Source organism: Micromonospora sp. WMMD1102, from assembly GCF_029626265.1.
GTDB lineage: Bacteria > Actinomycetota > Actinomycetes > Mycobacteriales > Micromonosporaceae > Plantactinospora.
In genome coordinates this window covers 3,876,529-3,901,340 of the sequence record NZ_JARUBN010000001.1, presented here as the reverse complement: position 1 = coordinate 3,901,340, position 24,812 = coordinate 3,876,529, and the positions used below count along the sequence as shown (strand labels likewise).

General features: G+C 67.5%; 19 protein-coding genes and 1 pseudogene. 16 read left to right on the top strand and 4 right to left on the bottom strand.

Annotated features, from left to right (window positions below; genetic code table 11):
• The first annotated feature begins 335 nt into the window (after window positions 1-335).
• The 5 genes from O7626_RS17385 to O7626_RS17365 all read left to right on the top strand — a co-directional run bounded on the left by O7626_RS17385 (window position 336) and on the right by O7626_RS17365 (window position 5,777).
• Window positions 336-1,448: an ISAs1 family transposase gene (locus O7626_RS17385; RefSeq protein ID WP_278060713.1), complete on the top strand. Its 1,113-nt coding sequence runs from the start codon at window positions 336-338 to the stop codon at window positions 1,446-1,448.
• Window positions 1,449-1,461: 13 nt separating this feature from the next.
• Complete coding sequence (locus tag O7626_RS17380) at window positions 1,462-1,902, top strand: ImmA/IrrE family metallo-endopeptidase (protein WP_347404865.1); 441 nt, start codon at window positions 1,462-1,464, stop codon at window positions 1,900-1,902.
• A gap of 445 nt (window positions 1,903-2,347) precedes the next feature.
• Window positions 2,348-3,130: a phage Gp37/Gp68 family protein gene (locus O7626_RS17375; RefSeq protein ID WP_278062208.1), complete on the top strand. Its 783-nt coding sequence runs from the start codon at window positions 2,348-2,350 to the stop codon at window positions 3,128-3,130.
• 82 nt (window positions 3,131-3,212) lie between these two features.
• Window positions 3,213-4,295: a three-Cys-motif partner protein TcmP gene (locus tag O7626_RS17370; RefSeq protein ID WP_278062207.1), complete on the top strand. Its 1,083-nt coding sequence runs from the start codon at window positions 3,213-3,215 to the stop codon at window positions 4,293-4,295.
• A 72-nt stretch (window positions 4,296-4,367) separates the two neighbouring features.
• Window positions 4,368-5,777 (top strand): IS66 family transposase, encoded by a 1,410-nt coding sequence (locus O7626_RS17365; RefSeq protein WP_278061713.1) that lies wholly within the window; start codon window positions 4,368-4,370, stop codon window positions 5,775-5,777.
• Window positions 5,778-5,936: 159 nt separating this feature from the next.
• Here the strand turns inward: O7626_RS17365 and O7626_RS17360 are convergent, their stop codons facing one another.
• Window positions 5,937-6,908 (bottom strand): hypothetical protein, encoded by a 972-nt coding sequence (locus tag O7626_RS17360; protein ID WP_278062206.1) that lies wholly within the window; start codon window positions 6,906-6,908, stop codon window positions 5,937-5,939.
• Window positions 6,909-7,140: 232 nt separating this feature from the next.
• Between O7626_RS17360 and O7626_RS17355 the strand changes: the two genes are divergently transcribed.
• The 3 genes from O7626_RS17355 to O7626_RS17345 all read left to right on the top strand — a co-directional run bounded on the left by O7626_RS17355 (window position 7,141) and on the right by O7626_RS17345 (window position 9,989).
• Complete coding sequence (locus O7626_RS17355) at window positions 7,141-7,776, top strand: DUF6596 domain-containing protein (protein WP_347404864.1); 636 nt, start codon at window positions 7,141-7,143, stop codon at window positions 7,774-7,776.
• Between the two features lie 481 nt (window positions 7,777-8,257).
• Entirely contained in the window at window positions 8,258-9,592 is a 1,335-nt protein-coding gene (locus tag O7626_RS17350; RefSeq protein ID WP_278062204.1) for a transcriptional regulator, read from the top strand.
• 22 nt (window positions 9,593-9,614) lie between these two features.
• Window positions 9,615-9,989 (top strand): hypothetical protein, encoded by a 375-nt coding sequence (locus tag O7626_RS17345; protein ID WP_278062203.1) that lies wholly within the window; start codon window positions 9,615-9,617, stop codon window positions 9,987-9,989.
• A gap of 107 nt (window positions 9,990-10,096) precedes the next feature.
• On the opposite strand, the gene O7626_RS17340 is transcribed toward O7626_RS17345, so the two are convergent.
• A complete protein-coding gene (locus O7626_RS17340) occupies window positions 10,097-10,306 on the bottom strand; it encodes a DUF397 domain-containing protein (protein WP_278062202.1) in 210 nt (69 codons plus the stop codon).
• The gene (locus O7626_RS17335) at window positions 10,303-11,178 is read right to left on the bottom strand and encodes a helix-turn-helix transcriptional regulator (protein WP_278066197.1); all 876 of its coding nucleotides are present in this window, start codon (window positions 11,176-11,178) and stop codon (window positions 10,303-10,305) included. Before O7626_RS17335 ends, O7626_RS17340 begins: the two co-directional genes overlap by 4 nt.
• 506 nt (window positions 11,179-11,684) lie before the next feature.
• Here O7626_RS17335 and O7626_RS17330 point away from each other — a divergent pair.
• The 8 genes and pseudogenes from O7626_RS17330 to O7626_RS41545 form a co-directional block, all read left to right on the top strand.
• Window positions 11,685-11,819 (top strand): FxLD family lanthipeptide, encoded by a 135-nt coding sequence (locus tag O7626_RS17330; protein WP_016815038.1) that lies wholly within the window; start codon window positions 11,685-11,687, stop codon window positions 11,817-11,819.
• A gap of 114 nt (window positions 11,820-11,933) precedes the next feature.
• A complete protein-coding gene (locus O7626_RS17325; RefSeq protein ID WP_278062201.1) occupies window positions 11,934-14,963 on the top strand; it encodes a lantibiotic dehydratase in 3,030 nt (1,009 codons plus the stop codon).
• Window positions 14,960-16,222, top strand: a complete 1,263-nt coding sequence (locus O7626_RS17320) for a lanthionine synthetase C family protein (protein ID WP_278062200.1) — start codon at window positions 14,960-14,962, stop codon at window positions 16,220-16,222. Before O7626_RS17325 ends, O7626_RS17320 begins: the two co-directional genes overlap by 4 nt.
• Before the next feature lie 14 nt (window positions 16,223-16,236).
• Complete coding sequence (fxlM, locus tag O7626_RS17315) at window positions 16,237-18,321, top strand: methyltransferase, FxLD system (protein ID WP_278062199.1); 2,085 nt, start codon at window positions 16,237-16,239, stop codon at window positions 18,319-18,321.
• A gap of 131 nt (window positions 18,322-18,452) precedes the next feature.
• Window positions 18,453-19,577, top strand: coding sequence for a hypothetical protein (locus O7626_RS17310; protein ID WP_278062198.1), 1,125 nt, complete (start codon window positions 18,453-18,455; stop codon window positions 19,575-19,577).
• A 1,945-nt stretch (window positions 19,578-21,522) separates the two neighbouring features.
• A complete protein-coding gene (locus O7626_RS17305; protein WP_278062197.1) occupies window positions 21,523-21,678 on the top strand; it encodes a hypothetical protein in 156 nt (51 codons plus the stop codon).
• A 17-nt stretch (window positions 21,679-21,695) separates the two neighbouring features.
• Complete coding sequence (locus O7626_RS17300) at window positions 21,696-22,172, top strand: hypothetical protein (protein ID WP_278062196.1); 477 nt, start codon at window positions 21,696-21,698, stop codon at window positions 22,170-22,172.
• Window positions 22,169-23,428, top strand: a pseudogene (locus O7626_RS41545) (recombinase family protein); the annotation flags it as partial. The gene O7626_RS17300 and the pseudogene O7626_RS41545, both read left to right, overlap by 4 nt.
• On the opposite strand, the gene O7626_RS17285 reads toward O7626_RS41545, so the two are convergent.
• Window positions 23,356-24,783 (bottom strand): IS66 family transposase, encoded by a 1,428-nt coding sequence (locus O7626_RS17285; RefSeq protein WP_347404863.1) that lies wholly within the window; start codon window positions 24,781-24,783, stop codon window positions 23,356-23,358. The pseudogene O7626_RS41545 and the gene O7626_RS17285 sit on opposite strands and share 73 nt — an antisense overlap.
• Window positions 24,784-24,812 lie beyond the last annotated feature (29 nt).

The window sequence follows — 24,812 nt, the reverse complement described above, 5'->3', positions numbered from 1 at the left end:
CTGTTGTCCCTCGCGCCGCACCAGCCGCTCGACCCCAGAGCATTGGCCGCCCATCACGGCGTAATCATCCGCACTCCGGCAGACCCAGGGCTATTGCGTGTTTGGTCGAGTGGCCGTTGAACTGGGGATTCCCGGGGTGGGCGGACCCTTGCGGGGTTGAGGAAGGCGGGTGAGGCCTGTAGGTGATCATGGAGTTCTCGACGCTCCCGGACACCTTGAGGACCTCACCCGCGATGTCAGCATGCCCGATTCAGGTACTGTCCGCAGTTCGCACCCCCACCGACTCGCCACCGCGCCTTGTCACCGAGGGTGAAGAAGCTGGGCTCCAGCACTCGTTGGCCACCATCGCGGACCCCCGGTCCCCGCGTGGGGCGCGTTACCCGCTCGTCGGGCTACTGACCGTCGCGGTGTGCGCCGTGACCGCCGGCGCATCATCGTTCGCGGCCATCGCGGACTGGCTGCACGACCTCGATGACCTCGCCAGGGCCCGGCTCGGGTTCATCCGCGCCGTCCCGGCCGCGACCACGATCTGGCGGCTGCTGACCAGGTTGGACGCTGACCTGCTGGCCACCGTGCTCGCCGACTGGCTGCGTACCCGCGTCCCGCCTCCGGTCACGCCCCGACCTCGGCGGTACCGGATCGTCATCGCCATCGACGGCAAGACCATGCGCGGCGCCCGCCGCGCCGATGGCAGCCGGGTCCACCTGCTGTCCGCGCTGGACACCAGCACCGGCATCGTGCTCGCTCAGGTCACCGTGGCCGCGAAAAGCAACGAAATCCCCGCGTTCACCCCACTGCTGGACGCGGTCGAACAGGTTCTGGGTAGCCTGGACGGCCTCATCTTCGTGGCCGACGCCCTCCATACACAGACCAGCCACGCGACCGAGGTCGCCGCTCGCGGCGCCGACCTGCTCATCCCGGTCAAAGGTAACCAGCCGACCGTGTTTGCCCAGCTCAAGGCCTTGCCCTGGGCCCAGGTCCCGGTGGGTGACCGACGCCGCGAAACCGGTCACGGCCGGCGGGAGACCCGCACGGTCAAGGCGCTCACCGTAGCCACCCCCGGCGGTCTGCTGTTCCCTCACGCCGAGCAGGCCGTCCGGATCACCCGCACCCGCACCCTCAAGGGCAAGACCACCAGGGAAACCGCCTACTACACCATCTCCCTCCCCGCCGAGCACGCCCAACCCGCGGACCTGCAGTCCTGGGCCCGAAACGAGTGGCTGATCGAGAATCAGGTCCATCATGTCCGCGACGTCACGTTCCGTGAAGACCTCCACCAAGCCAGAACCGGCACCGGCCCCGCAATCATGGCGACGCTACGTAACACCGCGGCCAGTTACCACCGCACCAACGGCGATACCAACATCGCCCGCGCCACCAGACGCGCCGACCGTCGCCCGCACGACCTCATCACTGCAATGACCAGCAGCTACCCCAGAACGCAATGACCCTGCGGCAGACCTGCCCTCGCTCGGCCCTGCCGACCGCGAGGAACTGCTGATCCACAATCCACGGGAGTGGTCGGCCGTCACCGTCACGCTGCCGACCGGCACGCTGGTCGTAACCAACCCCACGCATGACGAAGCCCGCACCAACAACTCGATATGTCACGAGCTGAGTCACCTGATCTTGAAGCATCGGCATGGCCGCATGATCACGTTCGGCGATTGCGTCATGCGGGAATTCGACAACCAACAGGAAGGGGAAGCCGACTGGCTCGCCGGTTCCCTACTCGCGCCCGAGGCCGCGCTCAAACAGGCCAAGTTCGCCCGCATGGACCACGCCCAAACGGCGCGGCACCTGGGCGCCTCGGAAGAACTCGTCCGGTGGCGCTGGAATGCCAGCGGCATCGACCGATACCTGAGCGGCCCGCGCCGCGCGGGCGCGCTGAGGCCCCAGTGACTGCACGGGCGTTGCTGGTCGGCTTCCAGCACCCACCGGGCTGGGTTCGGCACTGATGACCTCTCGCATCACCCGCCCGGGTGCCCCGGCCGGTCCGGCCCGGGGGTTGACGGACGGCGGCGGGCGTGGTCGCTCGGCCAGGCTCCGCGACAGCGGTATGTATCGCAGCAGAAGGACCTTCGCGATGCCGATGTTCTCGGCCGGACGGCGCGGGACAGGGGCAACGCGGACACAGTACCGCGTTGCCGGACCAGTTACGGCGGTCTGGAACGAGGTGCAATGCGGTTGGTCCAGAGGCTCGTATTCGAGCAGCGCCACGCCAATGACCGTGCGGCGTTGTACGAGAGGGGGTCACCCAGCCACGTAAAAGTTGAAGGTGAGGAGATCCGATCTCTTCCATACCGAACGGATGTTCGACAAGATGTGATCTCAGGGGGTGAGTTCGATGGCGGATCGAAGCAGGATCGAGTGGACTGAGGCGACGTGGAATCCGACGACCGGCTGTGACCGCATTTCCCCTGGCTGCGACAACTGCTACGCCCTGGCACTGTCTCGACGGCTCAAGGCCATGGGCTCGGCGAAGTATCAGACCGACGGTGATCCGCGGACCTCTGGGCCTGGGTTCGGCGTGTCACTGCATGAGGACGCGCTGAACGTTCCTCGGCGCTGGCGAGATCCGCGGGTCGTGTTCGTCAACTCCATGTCCGACCTGTTCCACGCCCGAGTACCGGTGAACTATGTGCAGCAAGTCTTCGAGGTCATGCGAGAAACACCGCGACACACCTATCAGGTGCTGACCAAACGCGCCACCAGGCTTGCGAAACTCGCCCCGCTGATCGACTGGCCACCGAACGTGTGGATGGGTGTCAGCGTCGAAAGCGCCGACCATCTGGGCCGCATCGACGAACTGCGACGCGTTCCCGCCGCCGTCCGGTTCGTCTCGGCAGAACCTCTGCTCGGCCCCTTGGCCGACATGAACCTCTCCGAGATCCACTGGCTCATCGCAGGCGGCGAGTCTGGGCCGAACAGCCGACCTGTCCAGCCCGGCTGGGTCCGGGCGGTACGGGACCAGTGCGACGAGGCGGGCACGGCGTTCTTCTTCAAGCAGTGGGGCGGCCGCACACCGAAGTCCGGCGGACGCCAATTGGACGGACGCGAGTACTCATCCATGCCCGACTTGTCCACTGGGGATAAAGGGGCTGACGCGCGACTGCTCCTCACGCGCTAGTCCGCACGATCCTCGGCGGAGGATTCCCCGCGTGCCTTTGCCGTGCGACACTGCTGTGGACGCCGAGTAGCCAGGGGGATCAATGCCCGTCGACGGCGATGTGCCATGGCCGTGCGCGCCTCACACGGAGGCCAAGCACAACATCTACCGTCGTTACCTGGAGCGATGGTTCCCGATTCTCCTGGCCTACGAGAGCTCGTATCCGTCGGTCACCTATGCCGAGGGCTTCGCTGGCCCCGGCATCTACAGTGGAGGTGAACCCGGCTCGCCGGTCATCGCCATGCGGGCATTGACGGTCAAGGTTCCTCCCACCAAAGGCGTCGCCCGGTTCCTGTTCGTTGACGACGACGAGCGCTGCATCAGCATGCTCAAGACGACTCTGCGGGAAGCCTTCCCCGAACGCCCGCGAAGCCACCACGCGATGCCGGTCGACATCGTCCTCGGCACCTGCGCGACCCATCTTGAACCCGCGCTAGACAAGATGGACGCGTGGGGCCAGCCGATCTTCGCCAACCTCGACTCCTGGGGCAACGCCCCCGTGCCCTATCGCCTGCTGCAACGCCTCGCCGCGAACGTCTCCAGCGAAGTCATCGTTACTCTGCAACCACAGCACTTCGTCCGCTTCGTCACCCGGATGGGTCCAGCAGCCGATGAGGTCTTCGGCGGAGATTCGACCTGGCGCTCGGTTACCGAGCTCGCGGCGGAGGCGAAGAGTCGACACATCCTTACCTGCTACCGACAAGCCCTGCATACCGCCGGCTTCGAGTACCTGTTGGACTTCGAGCTGGTGCCCCGGCACGGGCAGCCGCTATACCTCGTCTTCGGCACCGGCCATCCGCTCGGCGTGAAGAAGATGAAGGACTCCCTCTGGGAGGTCGACCGCACCCAAGGCGTCGGCTTCCGCGACCCTCGCGACGAACAAGCCGAGACGCTCTTCGACATCGCCGAACCGCAACTCGGCCCATTGACCCGGCTACTGGTACAGAAACTCCGTGACAACGGGCCGACCAGGATCGAGGATCTCCGCAAGTTCGCGCTCTTCGAAACCGTGTACCGCGAGGAGCACGTCATCAGAGCACTCAAGCCGCTGGCGGACCAGGGCGCCATCACCAACGACCGTCGCGGCAGCCTGCGCCGGTCCTCCATCGTTGCTCTTGCGCCGTAACTAATCAGGTCGGTCGGTTCGGGCCGGTTTGATCTTGGCGGGGTTGTTGGGCAGGATGTCCGGGTGCCGGAGATGCCGTCCATCGTGGAGTTGCTGGAGCGGCTCGTCGCGTTGGAGAAGGCCGTCGCGGAGCGGGATGCCCGGATCGCGGTCCTGGAAGCGGAGAATGCCGAGTTGCGGCGTCGTCTGGGTCAGTCTCCGCGGAACTCGAACATGCCGCCCTCGGCGCAGGGGTTGGACAAGCCCGCGCCGAAGTCGTTGCGGGGCCGGTCCGGGCGCCGCTCGGGTGGCCAGGACGGCCATCCGGGTCGTACGTTGCGGCAGGTCGAGAGCCCGGACGAGACCGTTGTTCATGAGCCGGTCGCGTGTGGCGGGTGCGGCGGCGGGCTGGCCGGCGCGCCGCTGGCCGCGGTGACCCGCCGTCAGGTGTTCGAGATTCCCTCGGTCGTAGCCCGGGTCACCGAGCACCGGCTGAACATTCGCCGGTGCGGGTGTGGTGCGGTGACCTGCGCGGACGGCCCGGCCGGGGTGGACGCGCCGGTGCAGTACGGGCCGAGGCTGGCCGCGATCGTGGTGTATCTGCTGGTCGCGCAGTTCGGGGCGCAGAAACGCGTCGCCCAGGCCGTCGGGGATCTGTTCGGGGTGCCGATCTCGCAGGGCAGCGTCGCGGCGTTGACCGCCCGCGCCGCCCGCCGGCTCGAGGGTGACTTTCTGGCCGCGATCCGCACCGCGCTGACGGCGGCACCGCTGGTGCATTTCGACGAGACCGGGTTCCGGGTCGCAGGCAAACTGCACTGGGTTCACTCCGCATCGACAGGTAAGTACAGCCTGCTCTACGTGCACCCGAAACGCGGCCGGGACGCCATCGACGCCGGCGGGGTCCTGCCCGCTTTCACCGGGATCGCCGTGCACGACGCCTGGGCACCTTATGACTGCTACCCACAGGCCACCCACGCCCTGTGCTGCGCCCATCTGCTGCGGGAACTGGTAGCCGCCGCCGAGCTCGACCCGTCGGCAACCTGGGCCGCGCAAGGCATCGACGCCCTGCTGGCCCTCAAGAAGGCCACGGACGATGCTGTGGCAGCCGGCCACGATCGCATCGATCCCGAGATTCTGGCCGCGGGGGTCGCCTCGTTCCGCCACGCCGCTCTGGTCGGGGTCAAGGACCACACCGGCCAAACCACAGCGATCGGCAAGAAACTGGCCGCGCTGGCCCGCCGGATGACCGAACGCATCGACGACTACCTCCGATTCGCGCACCAGCCAGGACACTGCCCGTTCGACAACAACGCCGCCGAACGGGAAGTCCGCATGGTCAAAATCCGGCAGAAAATCTCCGGCGCGATGCGCACCCTGACCGGCGCGGAGCAGTTCTGCCACCTGCGCTCATATCTCGCCACCGCCGCCAAACACGGCATCAATCTCTACGACGCCCTCGTCCAGCTAACATCGGGCCGACCCTGGATCCCCGCAATCAACTGATGACCTGAGTAGTCACCTTGCGCCTACCTCGGCCCGGTAACGCCAAACGTTGGCCGACAGAAACAATAGAGGACCCCGCGCATCGCAGGATCAGTGATACGATGCCACTTTTCGCACGCCATCGAACCGCATAGCGGGCGACACCCGAGTTGACCGCGATCACAGCTGGTCGAAGTCCGTGACGACAGTGAAGTCTCTCACCGCACAACCGTCGTCTCCTTCATCGACCACAAGATTCATTTTCTGGACAATCCCCGACGGACCACCAAGCCACGTCGCAATATCCTTGACCTTCGGGGGAAGATCCGTGTTCACCGAAAAGAAGAGTCTCGCAATCGAACTCGACGCAGGATGCGGTGCGAGGATCGACAAGATTTCACCTAGACACCCGGCAGCGAGATCAGGTATAGCCGCCAAGTCCTCGATTAGCAGATCACCATTATCCGATGCCGTAGTTCCGAACCGGAAATGACCCATGTTCCCGCTCAAGTAAGAACTCAAAAAATGGCCCAACAACTTCGTCGCTTCGGTGTGCTTGTGCACATTGGGCGCAATCTCATCCTCATCGGTGATCCAGACGAGGTTCTGCCCTTCGTGGCGGACCCCTTCGAGCAGAATGCCAGCCAGATGACCAACTCTGGTAAGCTTGCGGAATGAGCGCTGCGCCCACGGACCCAACCGGCCCACCGCCGTATCCGACTGATACTCCTCATCAAAACGGCCGAGCGCTCTCTTATCGATCGCAAAATTGACCAGTAAGCCCTGTAGAAGATTCGCCGTCCCTAAAAAGGCGCCTAAGTTCCGCATGCGGACCTTGTCATTGAGCGACTTATAGGCCATACGTCGCTTAGCCCCCAGCCCTCCCGCGCGGAGGAGACGACGCTCAGTATCGAACTCGCGTATGCCCAGAACAGTCGTTAACAGGAATGAGAGGACCTCGTAGTGTGCCTCTTTATGGGCCCCTCCGTAGTCACTGAAAAGCAGCAGCGTGTCAGCACCGCGCAACTCACGGAGACAATTTTTGTGGACATAGCCGGATTCGGCGATAGTATCGCTGATGATGTCGGCAAGGCCGAACTCGGGCCGTGAAAGTCTCCGCCACTCTCCGGGCGCCCCCCTGCTCGCCGTCATCGCTAATCCTTCCCGATACGCCCGCATGTTCCGCCTGCCGCCGCGTCTGCGCGCCAGCAGACAACAGAGAATATCGCCATAAGTAGTCAGGGAGCTACAGATGTCGAGGCGCGACGGAGCTGGGCTGCATGCTTCGGTGTCGGCTGGATCGTGCGGCTCGGCACGCGCCGGCCGACGCCGACTTGGTTGCTCCCGTGCCTGGCCTATGGCCTGGTGACGTAGGCGGTCTGGGCTGCGGACGCCGTCTACCTGTCCACCGGCGGGGACCCAGGCCCAGTCCCGCGACCTGGTCGACGAGGCCGAGTTCCTCGCCAGCCTGCTGCACCAGCCCATGCCCACCGAACCCGAAGTACTTGGACTACTGGCCCTCATCCGACTCCACCAGGCCCGAGCCGCCGCCCGCTTCGACCCCGACGGCCGCATCGTCCAGCTCCAGCATCAGGACCGGACCCGCTGGGACCACGAGACGATCGAGGAAGCCAACCGCCTGATCGCCCGCGCCGCCGCCATGCGCCGGCCCGGCCCGTACCAACTCCAAGCCGCGATCATCGCCTGCCGCGCCGAACCCAAACGATGGGAAGACACCGACTGGCCCCAGATCGCCGTCCTCTACGACATGCTGCTCCACTTCTCCCCGTCGCCCGTGACCCGCCTGTGCCGAGCCATTGCCCTGCGCTACGTCACCGCACCGGCCGCAGCGCTATCGGAAGTAGACAAGCTCGGCACCGACCTCTACGACTACCACCTGTTCCACGCCACCCGCGCCGAACTCCGCGAACTCGACCGGCCACGGAAGCGTCCGAGGCCGACCAACGCGCTCTCCCGTACCGCGAACCCCGCCGAACACAGCTGCTCCGGCAACGCCTGACCTGGACCTGACCCGGACATCCGGAGCCAGCCCGGCCCGCTCGAGCTGCGCGGTTGCGCTCCGGACTACGTTTAGAACCACCAACCTGCGCAGCCTTCCACGGCCGAATGAGCAGGCCAGCGCCTCGATAATCGCAGGTCATTGGCGTGTTCAGGGGTGAGCAGGCCACCCGGACGGGTTGCGGTCAGCCTGACGTTCCGTTGGTAGTTCGTCTTGTAATCAGGTAGTCACGCTGGCAAGCTGGGCTGGCATTCCGGCAAATCGGTCCGTCGGGTCGCCTCGTTCCGCAACGGAGGCCCGAGGCCCAGCGGGCCAGGGATGAGGGTGGCGCCGATCTTGCAGGACCATCCGTAAGGATCACAGCGAGTTTTCGACGGGCGGTGACGGGTTGGCACCGAAGTCGGGTGCGTCAGATGGCCCCAACACCCTGCTCAGTGACGCCCGCCGTCGACTTCTGTCCCCGAGCGGCTCAGGCCGACGGATGTCCCGGCAGGAGGTCGCTGAGGCGGTCAACAACTACCTGTGGGACACCTACGGCACGAGAACCAGCATGGACGCCAACCACGTCGGCAAGCTTGAGCGGGGAGAACACCGCTGGCCCAAACCCACGACCCGGGAGGCATTCCGGGCGGTGCTGAAGGCATCGCGGGACGCCGACCTGGGCTTCTACATCACCCGTGGCCAACGCCATTCTGATCCCGTTGCGCACCAGATGCCCCCTAGCGAGGCGCTCACCCCTGGTGATGATCGCGCTCGCGAGTCGCTGACCGGCAGGGAGATCACGGACACTGGCGACATGAACCGCCGCGAGTTGCTACGCCTGCTGAGCCTGACAGGTGCGCTGTTGGCTGCGCCCGTCCCGGGCAGCCAGCTCGACTGGGCGCGCATCGAGTCCTCCAGTGACGGGACCCAGCGACTAGACCCAGCGACCCTCGACGAGTACGAGGCGCTAAACGCCCAGCTGTGGGCGGCCTTCGGCGCGGCTGAGTCCAAGTCAGCAGTATCGCCGCTGGTCAACCGTCAGCTGACGACGCTCACGGCCAACCTACGCCGCTCCCACACGACACCCGTGCACCGTCGGCTCTGCGAGGTCACCGCCGACCTGCTCCAGCTCGCCGGCGAGGTTGCCTTCGACGCGAACGCGTACATCGAGGCCGCGCACTGCTACACCCTGGCAGCGACCGCCGCGCGAGAAGCCGCTGCCTACGACCTCTGGGCGTGCGCGATGATCCGTCACGCCTTCATCAGCGTCTACGAGCGCGACTTCCGGCACGCCGCACCGATGCTGGACGTTGCCGCTGACCTGGCCCAGAACGGGGACAGCGCGCTGTCGACCCGGCAGTGGGCACGAACTGTGCGGGCGCAGGCTCTCGCGGGCCTCGGTGACCTGGGCGGGTGCCGGCGGGCGCTCGACCAGGCCGAAGAGGTCAACTACCTGCACGGCCGAGTGCACAACGGCGGATGGTTGCGCTTCGACGGCTCCCGGCTCGCCGAGGAACGCGGAGCCTGCTACGTCGAGTTGAGGCGCCCAGACCTGGCCGAGCCGGTGCTGTCCGGCGCCCTGTCTCAGAACCTCTCCACGCGACGACGCGGAACCGTTCTGACGGACCTCGCCCTGGTCGGCGTCCAACGTAGCGACGTACACCAAATCGTGCACTATGGCAGCGCCGCCCTCGACACTGCCCGCCAAAGCGGCTCAGGCGTGGTCGGCTCCAAACTTAACCAACTACACCACCACTTGCAGCCGTTCCTCGCCGACACTCACGTGCGGCATCTCAACCGCCAGATCAGCGCCCTGGTAAGGGCCGGGAGCTGACACGACCAGAGGGAGGACCAGCGTGCAGGTCGAAGAACCGGGGCGTGTGTTCCGCGAGGCATGGATCGCGGGAGTCCGCAAGTACTATCCCGGCGAACCGAAGCCGGGCTACGTCACGCCCTGGGAAGATACGCCCGAATGGGAACGGGAAAGTGCCGCCGCAGTGTATGAGCAGGTCCGCCAGTTCATCGAGGCAGCCGACGGCGCAACCGCGAAGCTGACCCGTGAACAAAAAGGACGCTTCGTCGCCCTGTGCTGGATCGCGCAGATATTTAAGCACTTTCCCAACCCGAAGGCTTCCTACGTGGCCGACTGGCCAGACATGCCGGAGTGGCAGCAAGAGACAGACTCGGACATCTTCGAACACATCGAGCAGACGCTCGTCTCGACGCGCTAAGGCACTACGCCGACCAGCATGAACCGTGCCTGCAAGCGGTGCCACTCACGTCGGCCAAGGTCTGCGCGGCGCGCCCTGGAAGCCGGGCGCGCCGACGAGACAGTAGCTCAGTGTGCGTCAAACTCGCCGTCGCGGATGCCGTCAGTGAACGCCGTCCACTCACCTCGGGTGAACCCCAGCACTGGTCCCGTCCGGTCCTTCGAGTCCCGCATGCCCACGGTGCCGTCGAGCGCGAAGGCGACCTCGATGCGGTTGTCGCCACCGCCGGAGCGGCTCGACTTCCGCCAGTTGGTGAACTTCTCGGGGTGCATGGTCATCTCCTGGTGTAGTCGGGCAGTTCCTCCGCCACGCTGGCGAGGAAGTCGAGGCTGTCGGCGGGGCTGAGAGCCGCGGAGCGCAGGCGCTCGTACAGGGAGGCATAGTTGGCGACCTCGTCCGGGTCGGTGAGGACGAGGTCGCTGGTGATGGTGTCGACCGCGACGACCACTGGATCGCTCGGATCGGGGTATCGGTAGCTGAAGTACGACGACCGGGGTACCGCGTTGCCAGCGATTCGCGCGGTCAGCCGCAGTACCCGGATGGTGGTCTTCTGCTTCTCGTGACCGACGTTGATCAGGTGGTCAAGCTGCGCGCGGACGACCTCCGGCGGTGCGGCGTGCCGACGGATCGCGAGCTCATCGATAATCACCTCGTAAGAGGGTCCGCCCGGTCTATCAAGGACCCGTTGCCGGGCAGCTCGGGCTTCCAGTGCTCGCTCCACCGTGAATCTTCGGGGGTAGGCAGCACGATCTGCCACCGCGCGGACCTCGGTGTACGCCGGGATCTGTAACAGGCCCGGCAGCAAGGTGATGTGGTACTCGGCGATGTGCTCCGCACCCGCTTCCAGGTCCGCGTAGAGGGCCTGCCGTGGTCCCATCTCGACGCGGAACTTCTCCCACCAGCCGTTCTCCTGGGACTCGTGAGCGATGGCCATGATCTCTTCCCACCGCTGCTCGTCAACCCGAAAGTGGTCGAGGATTCGCATGATCTCGTCTTGATCTGGTCGGACTCTCGCGTTTTCCAAACGGCTCAGCTTCTGCTTGGCGATCTTTGTCTCTTTGCAAAGCCGCTCAGCGGAGTAGCCGTGTTCCTCCCGTAGCCGCACGAGTTCGGTAGCGAGCCGGCGACGACGCACATATGGACTGATCAACGACACCCCCGGCGAGAGACGCGAATAGCCCCGGCGATCCATCCCGCCTGGACCCCGGCGACGAGAGCGTAACGCCTGTTTTGCCGATCACCGCCAGCGCCGATCTTGCTTTCCGTATAGAAACCCCTGGTCAAGAACACAGCGACCGGTAAGTCTCCCCCTAACTTTCCCCATTGGCCGGTGTTCCCGGGGCTACGCAAGAACCGCGATCGTGGAAGCACCACAAGCGATGTGTATACGGCTTGAAGTGGGGTCACGTGGCGACATTTTCGCGGCGGACCCCCACGTCCGAAGTGCGGGAGGAGCGGCATGGACGCCACGAGCGCTGATCGCCATCCGGCATACCTGGGGCCCCTGCCCGCTGTCACTGCCAAGGAGGGCGTGGCGGCGGGCAGGCCGAACGTCGCGAGTTCTCTTTGGAAAGGCGGCTCGATCCGCCAGCCAACGTGCCGGTAGCTGCGGGGGCTACCTGCCCACCCATCATCCCAATCCCATTGGAGGTTGCCATGAACAGCCTGCTCGCCGTCAGCAACGACCCGTTCGAGCTCGACGTGCAGATCGTCACGGAGGGTCCGGTCGCCGCCGCCCTGCTTGCCGACACGGACGACGGCTGCGACACCGTGAAGGGCAGCGACTGCTGACCGAACACCCCCGCTGGTTCCGGCAGGCGATCCCCCGATGTCTGCCGGAACCGGCACCCCACATCCAGCCATGTCCCCGGAGGAGCGCCTCGTGACGGAAGGAGGAGAGAATTCATGTTTCGCTCGGTCGATGCCGCGACGATCCGCATTGCCGCTCACTCATGGCCCGACGGCCCAGCGCCTTGGCCGGACCGGAGCGACGCCTCCGGTATCGCGGACTGGTTGCACGCGACGTGGCGGAAGGTCGGCCTGGCCGAGGCTGTCTGGGCCGCCAGCCCTGAGTTCGCTGCTCGCGTAGAAGCGGTCCTCGTCACAGGAAGCGCTACTCCGGACCGAGGGTGGCGGATAGCGCTGGCGCTGGCTCGGTACCTGGTCCGTGCGCAGCGGCGTGCGACGCCCTTCGGGTTGTTCTCGGGGGTGGCGACCCTGCGGTTCGACACGGTGGCTGCGGTGGTGCCGGCAGGGCAGCCGGCGATCCGGGTACGACCGGACGCGAGTTGGCTCGCGTCCCTGATTGCGCGCCTCGAAGCTGAGCCCGACGTGCGCCGCCGTCTGCCCGTGCAGGCGAACAACCTGGCGCTCGTGAACGGGCCTCGGATCGTCGTGTCTCGCCGGCCGCACGCTTCTGCAAGTGCGGAGTCGACCTCGTTAAGGAACACCGCAGCGGTACGGCTGGCGGTGTCACTCGCCCGTGCCCCGTTGCCGTGGGCCGAACTGATCGACACGGTCGCTGCTGCGTTTCCAGGCTTCCCACGCTCGTCCGCTGACGCAATGGTTGCCGGCCTGGTGGACCACGGCGTGTTGATCTCCGCTCTCCGACCACCCTCGACGTGCACGGACCCGATCAGGCATGTCCTGGACACCCTCGATGCAGCGTTCGACGGTGATCCTGAGGGACAGCATGCCCTTCGGGCCGAGCTGCGATCGCTGCATGGTCGTCTCGGTGGTACCAGCGCCGGGAGCACGACGTACCTTCGTGGGCTCGCCGACCACATGCGCAACGTGGCAACGGCCACCCAACCGCTCGCGGTGGATCTTCAGCTCGCGGATCAGGTCGCCCTGCCGGAGCAGGTCGCCGCCGAGATCGCCGCATCGGTGGAGGTGCTACGACGGCTGACGCCAGATCCGGCGGGACGGCCAGAGTGGCGTGCGTACCGTGCCCGATTCGTCGACCGCTACGGGATGATGGCGGTGGTGCCGCTCGCTCGGCTGGTAGATCCGCTGCTTGGGTTGGGCTTCCCAGAACACTTCGGCACTGTCGCCGACGCGCCTTCGGCACCACTGTCCGGCCGTGACGAGCGTCTGCTCGCGATGGCTCAGCAGGCGTTGATCGACGGTGTACGTGAGGTGGTTCTCGATGACGCGGCCGTCGAGTGGCTCGCCGGTACTGGCGGAGTCGCCGGGCCTGTCAGCCCTCACGTCGACGTCTCGGCAGAGGTCCGCGCGGTCTCGCTGGAGGCGTTGACACAGGGACGGTTCACTGTCGCGTTGACCGGCATGGGCCGCTCGGCGATGGCGACGAGCGGGCGCTTCCTCGACGGGCTGCCCTACGCCGACCGGGAGTTGATGTGCCGGGAGTTCGCCCGCCTTCCTGTCGCGGTGGCCGGGGCCATGTCGGCGCAACTGAGCTTCCCGCCGCGCAAGCTGCACACCCAGAACGTGCTCAATTCCCGGCAGGTACTCCCGTGGCTGATCAGCCTCGCCGAGCACCGGCCCGTGGCCGAGAACGTGATTGGCCTCGACGACCTCGGTGTGACCGCCGGCCGGGATCGACTGGTGCTGGTGTCGATGTCGCGGCGGCGGGTGGTGGAGCCGACAGTGGCGCATGCCGCCGCCGTACACACGATGCCGCTGCTCGGCCGGTTCCTCCTGGAGTTGCCGCGAGCCACGGATGCCCGGCTGAAACCGTTCGACTGGGGTGCGGCTTCCTGCTTGCCGTTTCGACCCGCGCTGAAGTACGGCCGCGTCCTCCTGGCGGCGGCCCGGTGGCGCGTCGATCCGACGGCCCTGCCCGGTGCGGGCGCAGGCGATGGCGAATGGTTGCCGGCCTGGGAGGCGCTGCGGACGAGGCTGCGGCTGCCGGCATGGGTGCAGGTCGGCAACGGTGACCAGCGACTTCGGCTCCACCTCGATCAGTCCATAGATCGTGCCCTGCTGCGTGCCCACCTGGACGCCAGCGCCGGACCGGTAACCGTAGTGGACGCGGCGAGCCCGGAGGACTTCGGTTGGCTCTCCGGCCGCGCCCACGAGATCGTCGTGCCCGTCGCCTCTACCTCTGCGCCCGCTGCCGCGCCAGCTGCGGTCACCGCGCGAGGCGCATGGCCGCCACCCGCTCCCCCCGAGCCGGTCATACCGGGTACCAGTGGCCTGCTGTCCGCTTCGGTGGCCGTCGACCTTTCGACGGTGGAGCTGGTCTTGGCCCGAGGGCTGCCAGCGCTGTTCGACGACTGGCCCGAGCCGCCGCTGTGGTGGTTCGTCCGCATGCGACGCCCCACCCCGCATCTTCGACTACGACTGCACACCGATGAGTACGGCGACGCGGCGGTGCGGGTCGGGCGGTGGGTCGCCGTGCTCCGACAGCAGCGCCTTGCCGGCGATTGGAGCCTGGACGCCTACCATCCCGAGTCCGGTCGCTACGGCTGCGGCACCGCGCTGGCAGCGGCCAAGAAGTTGTTCGCCGCCGACTCCACCGCAGCCCTGGCCCAGCTGGTAGCGCAGCCCGGGTCTGGGATCGATCGGCGGGCACTGACCGCCCTAAGCATGGTCGACCTGGCCGCCTCGATGCTCGGCAGCCGCACCGACGGATGCGAATGGCTGGTGGCGCGCCCCGAGCAGACCGGGCAGGCACCGATCCAGCGGGACGTGCTGCGTCAAGCGGTCGACCTCGACCCGGGCGAACTTCCCGAGCCCATCCAGCATGCATGGCAGGAACGCTCCAGGGACGCAGCCCGGTACGCCGCCGAACTGTCCGCCGTCGCCGGCCCGCTCACCCCAGCCTCGGTGCTCGCGTCGCTGATGCACCTGCACGTCGTTCGCGCTCTCGGTCCCGACGAAGACGCCGAACAGCTCACCTATCGGTTGGCTCGCCATGTCGCGCTGGCGGCGGTGCGCCGCCGGGTTCGTGCCGTAGGAGCATCCCGATGACCGGAGCACCGCTGAGGACACCGTTGCTACGGGCGGCAGAGGCGATGGCCGCATGTATCACCGACACCCTGACCGAGCCGCCGTCCCCGGATTTTGCAGCGGACGACTACGGGCCACGCAGTACCCGCTGGTACGCCCAGTCGCTGTCCCGGGGTGCCGCCGGGCTGGCACTTCTGCACGGGGTGCGAGCACAGACCGGACACGGCGGGTGGGGACCGGTCCATGCCTGGCTGCGACGCGCGACCGCTGACACGCTGAACAACGGCAGCGGAGCCGGACTCTGGTTCGGCGCACCCGCTGTCACCCACGCGCTGACCATGGCCATGCCGCACTCCCACCCGACAGCCCTGGACGCGCTCGATCATGCCCTCGATGAACTGGTGGAACGCCGTCTAGCCGCTGCCACGGCACGCCTCGCGGCGCGTGCCCGGCCCTCGCTGTCGGAGTTCGACCTCGTACGTGGGCTGACCGGCCTGGGAGCCCACCTGCTGCTCCGCGCCCCGGACGGACCTCTGCTCCGGCGGGTGCTGGCCTACCTGGTGCGGCTCACCGAGCCGGTGCACACCGACGACGCCGCGGGCCGACTCGCGCCGGGGTGGTGGAGCGCAGACCCGGCCGACCGCGAAGGTTCGGAGCAGGGCGGGCATGCCAACGTCGGCATGGCGCACGGCATCGCCGGCCCTTTGGCTCTCCTGGCCCTGGCCATGCGGCAGGACATCCGGGTGCCGGGGCACGCGGAGGCGATCCGCCGGATCTGCACCTGGCTCGACTGCTGGCAGCAGACGAGCCCTGCGGGACCGTGGTGGCCGGAGAAGATCACCGTCGCGGAGTTGCGCGCCGGGAAGCCCTCCATGAGCGGACCGGCGCGGCCTTCCTGGTGCTATGGCACCCCCGGCGTCGCCCGCGCCCAGCAGCTAGCCGGGATCGCTCTCGACGACGACGCCCGGCAAGAGGTGGCAGAAGAGGCCCTGATCCGCTGCCTGGCCGACCACCTCCAACTCAGCCGGATCGTCGATCCGTCGCTGTGTCACGGCTGGGCGGGACTTGCCGCTACGGCCTGGTACGCCGCCGCCGACGCCCGCACCACCAGCCTCCAGAAACAGCTGCCCCAGATCGTGCGCCTGCTGATCCAGCACGCCACCGACACCACCCCGGCGCGATCCGGCTTGATCACAGGCCCCGCCGGAATCGCCCTCACCCTGCACACCGTCGCGACCGGCACCGACGTCCGTTGGGCCACCAGCCTGCTGATCAACTAGACGAGGAGAGCGTCGTGGATCTCGATTCCGAACCCGACACCGAGCCACCGAGCATGGTGCCGGTGAGCCGATGGCGCCAGCTCAACCTGACCTTCTCGGACTGGCAGATCGCTGAGGATTTCGCCGCAACGCGGCTCGCCCCTGAGCTCACCACTGCGGAAGACCACCGGGCGATCATCGCCTTCTGGTTCGTCCGTAAGAGCGAGACGTGGCGGCTGCGGCTCCTGCCCGGCGACGGGCTCGCCCAGGTCTACGCTCTCCTCGCCTCCATCACCGACGACGACCGCATCCGCGGTGTCACCGAGCCCATCTACCGGCCCGAGGCGTACGCCTTCGGCGGGGACCAGGCAATGACGATCGCCCACACCCTCTTCCACGCGGACAGCCGCCACATCCTCGGCCATCTCGCCACCGCCGGCGGCACCCATCGGCGTGAACTCGGCGCCCTGCTCGCCACTCGCCTCATGCGCGCCGCCGGACTGGAGTTCTCCGAGCAGGGCGATGTCTGGCGGCTTCTCGCCTCACGCCGGCGCCAACCGAGCGCCCTCGCGCCGAGTCCACGGCTCATCGCGGCGGTGCAGCGCCTGATCACCGCAGCCGACGACACGGCCGAAAGCCCTCTGGTCATCACCCCGCGTTGGCCGAGAGCCCACGAGCAGGCGGGCGGGAACCTCGGCTTCCTCGACCGGCACGGCGCGCTGACCCGCGACCTACGCGAGGTACTGACCCACCACCTTCTGTTCCTGTTCAACCGGCTCGGCATCTCCGTCGCTGACACGGGGCTGCTCGCGACGGCGGCCGTGAACGTCACCTTCCACCAACCGTTCGACACCCCATCCGGCTACCAACCCGCCGCCAAGATCGGAAGTAGGGTCAACGCAGTGAACACATCCCAAACCGCACCTGGAACGTCGAGTGCCGCGACGCTGCGCGAACAACTCGTCAGCACTCTCGAACAGCGCGGCCACATCCGCTCCGCCCCCGTCGCGCACGCATTCCGTACGGTCCCCCGCGAGCAGTTCCTCCCTGGCGTCGACTTGGAAACCGTGTACACCCGCCGCCAGATCGTCACCAAACGGGACCCCAGCGGTGCCGCGTTGTCGTCAGCGTCGAGCCCCAGCCTCGTTGCGGACATGCTCGAACAACTCGCCCCGCAACCCGGCCACCGCGTCCTGGAGATCGGCGCGGCCACCGGCATCAACGCCGCCCTGCTCGCCGAGCTGACCAGCCCCGGCGGCACGGTCGTCACCATCGAACTCGACCAGGACCTCGCCGACGGCGCCCGCGCCGGCCTCGACCGCGCCGGCTACGACACCGTGAAGGTGATCTGCGGCGACGGTGCCCTCGGCGACCCCGAGCACGCGCCCTACGGCCGGATAATCGTTACCGCCGGAGCCTGGGACATCTCCGCAGGCTGGTGGGAACAACTCGCCGACGGCGGCCGCATCGTCGTGCCCCTGCGGGTGCATGAAAGCGGCCTGACCCGCTGCTTCGCCTTCGACCGCACCGACCCTCACCAACTCGTGAGCACCACGACACCGCTGGTCTGTGGATTCGTCCCCATGCGCGGCAGCACCGAACACACCGACCACCACGTACGCCTCGACACCGACGTCGTCCTCAAACTCGACGCCACCGACCAGCCCGACCGCACAGCCCTCGCCAGCGCCCTGAGCCACCCCCGGCTCGAACGCTGGACCGGCATCCAGGTCAGCGACACCGACCCCATCGGCCACCTCGACCTGTGGCTCCTCGCCCACGCCAACAAGCCGTTCGGCCGCCTCGGCGTCGGCGACACCGCCCGCACCAGCGGACTGGTCACCCCCGCCTACCGATGGGCCGGTGCCGCCATCTACCACGGCGGCACCACCGCCTACCTCGCCTTCCAGGACGCAGGCAACGGCCACCACGAACTCGGCGCGATCGCCCACGGACCGGACGCCACCACGCTCGCCACCGACCTGACCAACCTGCTCGACCAATGGGACGCCGCAGGCCGCCCCAACCAGCCCACCGTCACCGCGCACCGTGCAGGAACCCGGCCCGCCCACCACGGCGACATCTGCCGGGCCGACACCATCCTCACAATCTCCTTCTGACCGCAGACAGGCCGGGGCGGTGCCCTGTCCCGCCCCGGGTGCCCCGAGGACGAGCGCAGCTGAGCCGTCACGTACGACCTGAACGCACCTCGTTGCCCAAATGCGGCCCTTCCGCAGCGGATGAGGACAACATGAATCCGTCTCTTGCCGCCACCATCGCGGCCCGCTTCCCTCTCGTCGCCCGCAAACGACCGCCCGCCAAACCACTGGACGCTCGGGTAGACCGGCTCGTCAGGCTCGCCGAGACCGCAGACCGCGAGAGCGATCCGGACAAGGCGTCCATGGCGTTCAACGGGGCGGCCCTCGTCGCCTCCGACTGCGGAGACCCCAACCTTGCCCGCGCCTGGTGCCGCCGCCACGCCAGCCTCTACCTCAGCCAAGCCCCGCTGAACGGCTACACGGCCCGCTTCGCTCTCGAACCAGTCGTCAACCTCGCTCGCCTGCGCATTCGTGACGGCGACGGCGACGGCGCGTACCGCCTACTCGCCCACCTGAACACGGCCATCGTCGGCGGCACTCCCGCTCTTCTGGACGGCCTGGAAATACATCCTCGACAACTTCCCGCCGATCCCGAAGAGCTGAGCCAGATCACCAGTTGGCTGCGCGGCACGCTGCTCTCCGACGGAACCCGTGCCCTCACCCTCGCCGGACGGTGGGACGACGCCGTGACCAATGTACGCAGATACGACGGGATCGGACCAACCCTCCTCGATGGACGACAGGTCGCGATCGTCGCCCATCTCCTGCAAGACGAAGGGCCGTCAGCAGCGGCTCTCCTCGCAACCACCAAGATCGAAACGCCGTGGGAGCAAGCGGTGCATGGGCTCCTCAAGACCTGGCAGGAGTTGGCCGTGGGGACGGTCGCCGTCGACCACGCTGACCTCATCGATCGAGTGTCAGCCGTACCGAGAGCTCCTGGGCTCGCAGTGTTCCGCGCTCGCCTCGGACTGACGGCCCTGGACCTCTCGGTGGGCTTGCCAATCGATGTCGTAGACAACCTGACCAAACAGCTGGTGGCAGATGCGATCCACGACGAGGACGCCAACGCGGCACGCGACCTCATCAATCACTGGGCTGTCGCGGCCGAGAACCGAGGGACGCTACGCCCCTTGATCAAGGCGAGCGGGTTAGACCAGGGCTACCTGCCAGCTTCGGCGATTGATCCACTTTCCGTAGCACTCGACCTGGCCGGAACCGTAATAGCTAGGCGACGTGATCGAGATCGGGGAGCAGGACTACATGCACGGACGCAGTGATCTGACTCCACGAGTCACCCGCGTCGGTGACCAGATCCGGTGGCACGGCCACGGGTCGTTGAACGGGGAAGGTCTGGCGCTACGGGTAGACGGTACGCCGCTCGGCCCAAGCCTTCGACCGGCACGTTCGGGTGCGCGCCTTTCGCGTCACACCAACGTCGGGGTCGATGGGAGCACGACCTACCTGGCCAGCGTGGCACTGGAAGAGGTCGAACGAGCCCAGGCGGAACTTGAACGCCACCTGACGGTCCGACCGTCCGGAGAGTGTGTGACGTGCGGTGAGGTCGAGCCGTGCTCCGGACGCCAAGAGGCCGGCACCACGATCATCAAGTATGGACTTCTGCCGCGCCGTCGACCGGGCGCTTCGGGGGTACGCCGCGCCGCGTCAACCACCGTGGGTGCTGCCCCGACTTCGTGGTTCGCGTCGGCGACCGACGGCAACGGTCACGAGCTGCCCGGGACGGGATCCGAGGCATAGGCGCGCACGGACATCCCACAGTTCTGTCGCTGGAAGTGCGCCGAGCAGGGGGCGTTCTCGGGGTGAGTCGGCCGAGTTCGGCGGCCACGACGGACGCCGCCAGGCGGGGGACTGCCGGTGGCAGATGTGCGGGTAGGAGGGATATCTCTTATCAGTCGGTTCCGGTCCACCGGCCCGCCTCACCCCCGTTGACGTGCTTGTACGACGTGCTGAAGGGGGCGTTCTCACCCGGCTGTTCGTGGTCGTTGCGTTCCTCGTTGGATCGCTCGTTAGACCTCTCGTTAGAATCCTCACCCCTGAACAGCACGTGTTTCGCGGCCAATCAGCTCGACCGATGCAAGCTCAGCGGGCGCCGAGGATTCGGGCTTGGGATTACCGCTGGTCACCCCTCCTTGCGACGAGCGCCGCTGCGGTGGGGACGGTCGGACAGGGCGAGTAGGCGGCGGGGACGGAGGCCGTACGGCGCGGACGGCGGACGGGGACGGCGGGGTCGCACTGGTTGGTGCGGACGGCCTCGCAGGACGAGGCGCGGAGACGGGGTCGCCGACCGCCCGGGACGGCGGACGGGGTTGGCGGACGGGGTTGGCGGACGGGGCGTGTCGGCGCACCGCACCTCCTGGCGATCTCGTCCACGGCCCGAGGCGGTCAGCCAGGTCGCGTTCAAGCAAAAGGTGATCTTGTTCAAGTGGGTGAAGATTCTGTGCAATCTGTCACTGATCACATCGGCGTTCCACGCCGCTCCCGTGCCGCCTGAAGCCGGCACCTCACGAGCCTGACCTGTGTGTTCAACCCGTTGAGGATCTTGTTCAACCGGGCGTCGGCGGGCGATGCGAGTTGTTCGGCGCGGAGCGCGGTTTCCAATCCGAGGCCCGGATTTGTAATCCCTTAATGTCAGCGCTTGTCGGCGGACGTGGCCCACACGCCCATGCCGAAGCCCAGCTCCACCACCCCCGGCGACCGGCCCCAGCCGGCAACGGCCGGTTCACTCCTTCCCCCTATCCATGCCCCCCGCACCCCCGGTCCGGAAGTACCGGACGGGCACGGACCGTCCGCCCCGGAGGCGGACGACGGCAGACATCGCGGGGTGTCGACCCCGCCCGATCGCGAGTCTCCGGCTTGCAGTGACGGGCAGTCGGCAGAGGGCACGATTGCCCGCGGTGATGCGGCGGAGGTGCGATTCGACGTCACCGTACTCGATGGTGACGCCGGTCGGCGGTTGGCCGTGCTGCAAGCCGAGGTGATCCTCGACGTGCTGACCTGGCTTCACGACTAGCAGCACCACGCCGAGCCCGCCTGACCGGTCGCCCTCCGGCCCACTCGGTGTGCCGTGGCCGGTGTTGCCCTCGGGCGGTCTTGATCCCTTCACTGAGTTGAGCGGTGATCGACGTCCACGGGTCGACCGGCAGTACCGGCGGTCGGCCGCGTGGCCTGACCCGACGCCAACCAACCGCAGGAGGTACGCGCGTCATGTGCGCCACCGTCACCCGCGACGACACCGGGCGCATCGTCGTCTACGCCCCCCACGACACACCGGCCATCGCATCGAACGATGGGGCGGTCACCGTCATCATCTGCCCACCGGGGGCCGCTGACCGCACCACCGGCGCCCTGGCCGAGGCATGAACATCCACCGCACGACAGTGCCTCCGCGTGTGGCGTTCTACGGCCGGACCGCCGAGGCCAGCGACCTCGACACGGCGGCCCTCGTGGTCGGCGGTCAGTACCACCAGTGCGTCTCGGTGCTGCCTGACGGCGCGATCACGGCCGTGTTCTCCGACCTCGGCACCCGGCCCGACTACCGGCGGGCACCCGCCAACCTGCTCCTGAACCACGAGCGGGAGATCAGCCGTGACGGTGGTCTGGATGACCTGCTCACCGAGGCGAACCGGCCAGAACGCCGGTTCGACTTCGTGATCAGCACCGACGTCCACCGCCTGTCCTGCGACACGGCGACGAGCACCGCGCTCCTACGTGCGCTCACGGTCGCCGGCATTGAGTTCCTCCACGCCCCCGAGATCCGCGACGGTGACCGGCTGCCGGTCATGCCCTGGCGACTGCGCAGCGTCGACTACATCAACGTCCTGACCCAACTCATCCGCGACGGAGGCCACCTGTGACGAGCACGCTGCCCGACTGGCTCCGCCCACCCGCCACCGCCACCCCGAAGCGGACGATACGGGTCGCGTTCCTCGGGCGTACCTCGACTGAGGAGCAGCAGGACCCCACCCTGTCGATCCCCCGGCAGTTGACCAACTCCGAACGGGCGCTCCTGCCCAACATGGTCATCGTGGCGTGGTACTGGGACGTGGAATCCTCCCGCAAGGAACTCAGCCAGCGCGGCCGGGGCACCGCGTGGCAGAAGTTCGACATCGCCGTGCAACGAGACGGCGGCCTCGTCGACATGCTGGAAGAGGCCACGTCGCCGGATCGCCGCTTCGATGTCGTCATCTGCGAGTCGATCGACCGCATCGCTCGATGGACCCACCAGGGCACCAAGATCGAGCACGACCTTGAACTCGCCGGGGTGCCTCTGCTGGCTGCCGACGAGCCGGTCATGCAGTCGAACAGCCGCAAGCGCGCCGCTCAGATCCTCCTGCGCCGCACCAAGCAGGGCGTGGCCGAGTGGTACATGATCGAGATGCTGGAGAAGTCGTGGGACGGTTTCGAGGAACACACCACCCAGGGGTGGAACGTCGGCAAGCCGCCGTACGGCTACCTCGCCGAGAAGCACAAACACCCGGTTCCGCCAAACGCGCGGAAGGCAAACACAAGACCAAGCTGAAGATCGACCCCGACCGAGGGCCGGTGGTCGAGCAGATCTACGCCTGGCGCATTGACGAGAAGCTGTCCTACCGGGCCATCGCCGAACGGCTCAACACCGACCTCGACCGCTGCCCGCCCCCACAACCCGTCGACCCCGCCCGTGCCGTCGGACGATGGACCGGCTCGGCGGTCCGCGAGATCCTCGTCAACCCCAAGTACACCGGCCACATGGTCTGGAACAGGCGCTCGACCAAAGACAAACTGCACCCCGGCAAGGTCAACCCCCGCGAGCAGTGGGTCGTCTCCGCCCAACCCACCCACCCGGGCATCGTGCCGATCGAGACGTTCCTCGCCGCGCAGAACGTGGGCCGATCTCGGGAACGGTCACGCGCCGACGCCCGCCAGGGTTCTCCCAACCGGCACCGGCAGACCAAACGGGTTTACGCGCTTCGTTCCTACGTCTGGTGCGCGCCGTGCCAGCGGCGCATGTTCGGCCGCACCGTCACCGGATACACCTACTACTCCTGCCGTGACTGATCAGGTGGTCGCTGTGGCGGTGGGTAGCCAGGGGCGGCCGGCGATGAGTTCGGTGAGGGCGTTCATGATGTTGCGGCCGTGTGCGGTGGTGGTGGCGAGGTAGGAGCGGATCAGCGCGAACTGCTGGGCTCCGTCGAGGGTGCGTAAGCTCCCGGATACTTTCTGTCGGATCTTGACCATGCGGATCTGCTGCTCGGCGGCGTTGTTGTCGAACGGGGACCGCAGGTCGACCGTGAAACGCAGGTAGTCGTCGATGCGGTCACGCATCCGGCGGCCGAGCGCGGTCAGTTTCCGGCCGGTCTTCGACTTCTCGTGCTGGTGGTCCTTGACCGCGATCAGAGCGGCCTGGTGGAACAGGCCGGTCTGCTCGGCCAGCAGGTCTGGGTTGATACCGGACGCCTTGTGGACGCGTGCGGTGTCCGCGGCGGTCTTGAGTCGTAGGATCGCGTCGGCTGCCTGCCCGGGCCATACCGCCCGCGGTGCCAGTTCGGCGGCGGCGGTCAGTTCCCGCAGCAGGTGGGCGCAGCACAGCTGGTGGGCGGCCGGGGTGTAGGTGTCGTATGGGGCCCACGCGTCGTGCACGGCGATCCCGGTGATCGAGGCCATCACCTGGCCGGCGTCGATCCCGGCCCGGCCGCGTTTCGGGTGCACCCAGACGAGGGTGTACTTGCCGGTGGTAGCCACATGCACCCAGTGCAGCTTGCCGGCGACCCGCAGCCCGGACTCGTCGACGTGCACCACGCCCGCGCTGGCCAGCGCGTCGCGGACCTGATCCACGAACTCCGAATCGGTCAGAGCATCCCCGGCGCGGGCGTGAGCGGCGGCGACCGCGCCCGCCGACATCGGCACGCCGAACAAATCACTCATGGCCTGCGCCGTCCGTGCCTGCGCCCCGAACAACGCCTGCTGCAGATACACCGCCGCGGCCTGAGCCCTCGGCCCGTACTGAACCGGGGCGTCCACCCCGTCCGGAGACCGGCCGGCGGTGACGTGCCCGCACCCGCACCGGCGGGACACGATCCGATGCTCGGTCACCCGCACACCAACCTCCGGCAGGTCGAACACCTGCCGCGCGACGACCCCGGCAACCCTGGCACCGGTCAGATCCCCACCACATTCGCCACAGCCAGCAGGTTCGTGCTCCACCCACTCGTGTGGGTCATCCACCTGCCGCAACGTGCGCCCCTGATGGCCCGGCTGACCGCCGGCACGCCGACCCGACCGGGTTCGCAACGACTTCGGCGCCGGCTTGGCCAACCCGTCTGACGACGGCGGCCGCGACGAGTTCGACGAGTCCTGCCCAAGCCGGGCCCGCAGATCCGCGTTCTCGGCCCGCAACACCGCGTTCTCCCGCCGCAACCCGGCGTTGTCCCGCTCAAGCTCAAGAACCCGGGCCTCCAGCCGGGCAAGCCGCTCAAGCAGCTCCACGATGGACGGCGTTCCGGACACCCGACCAT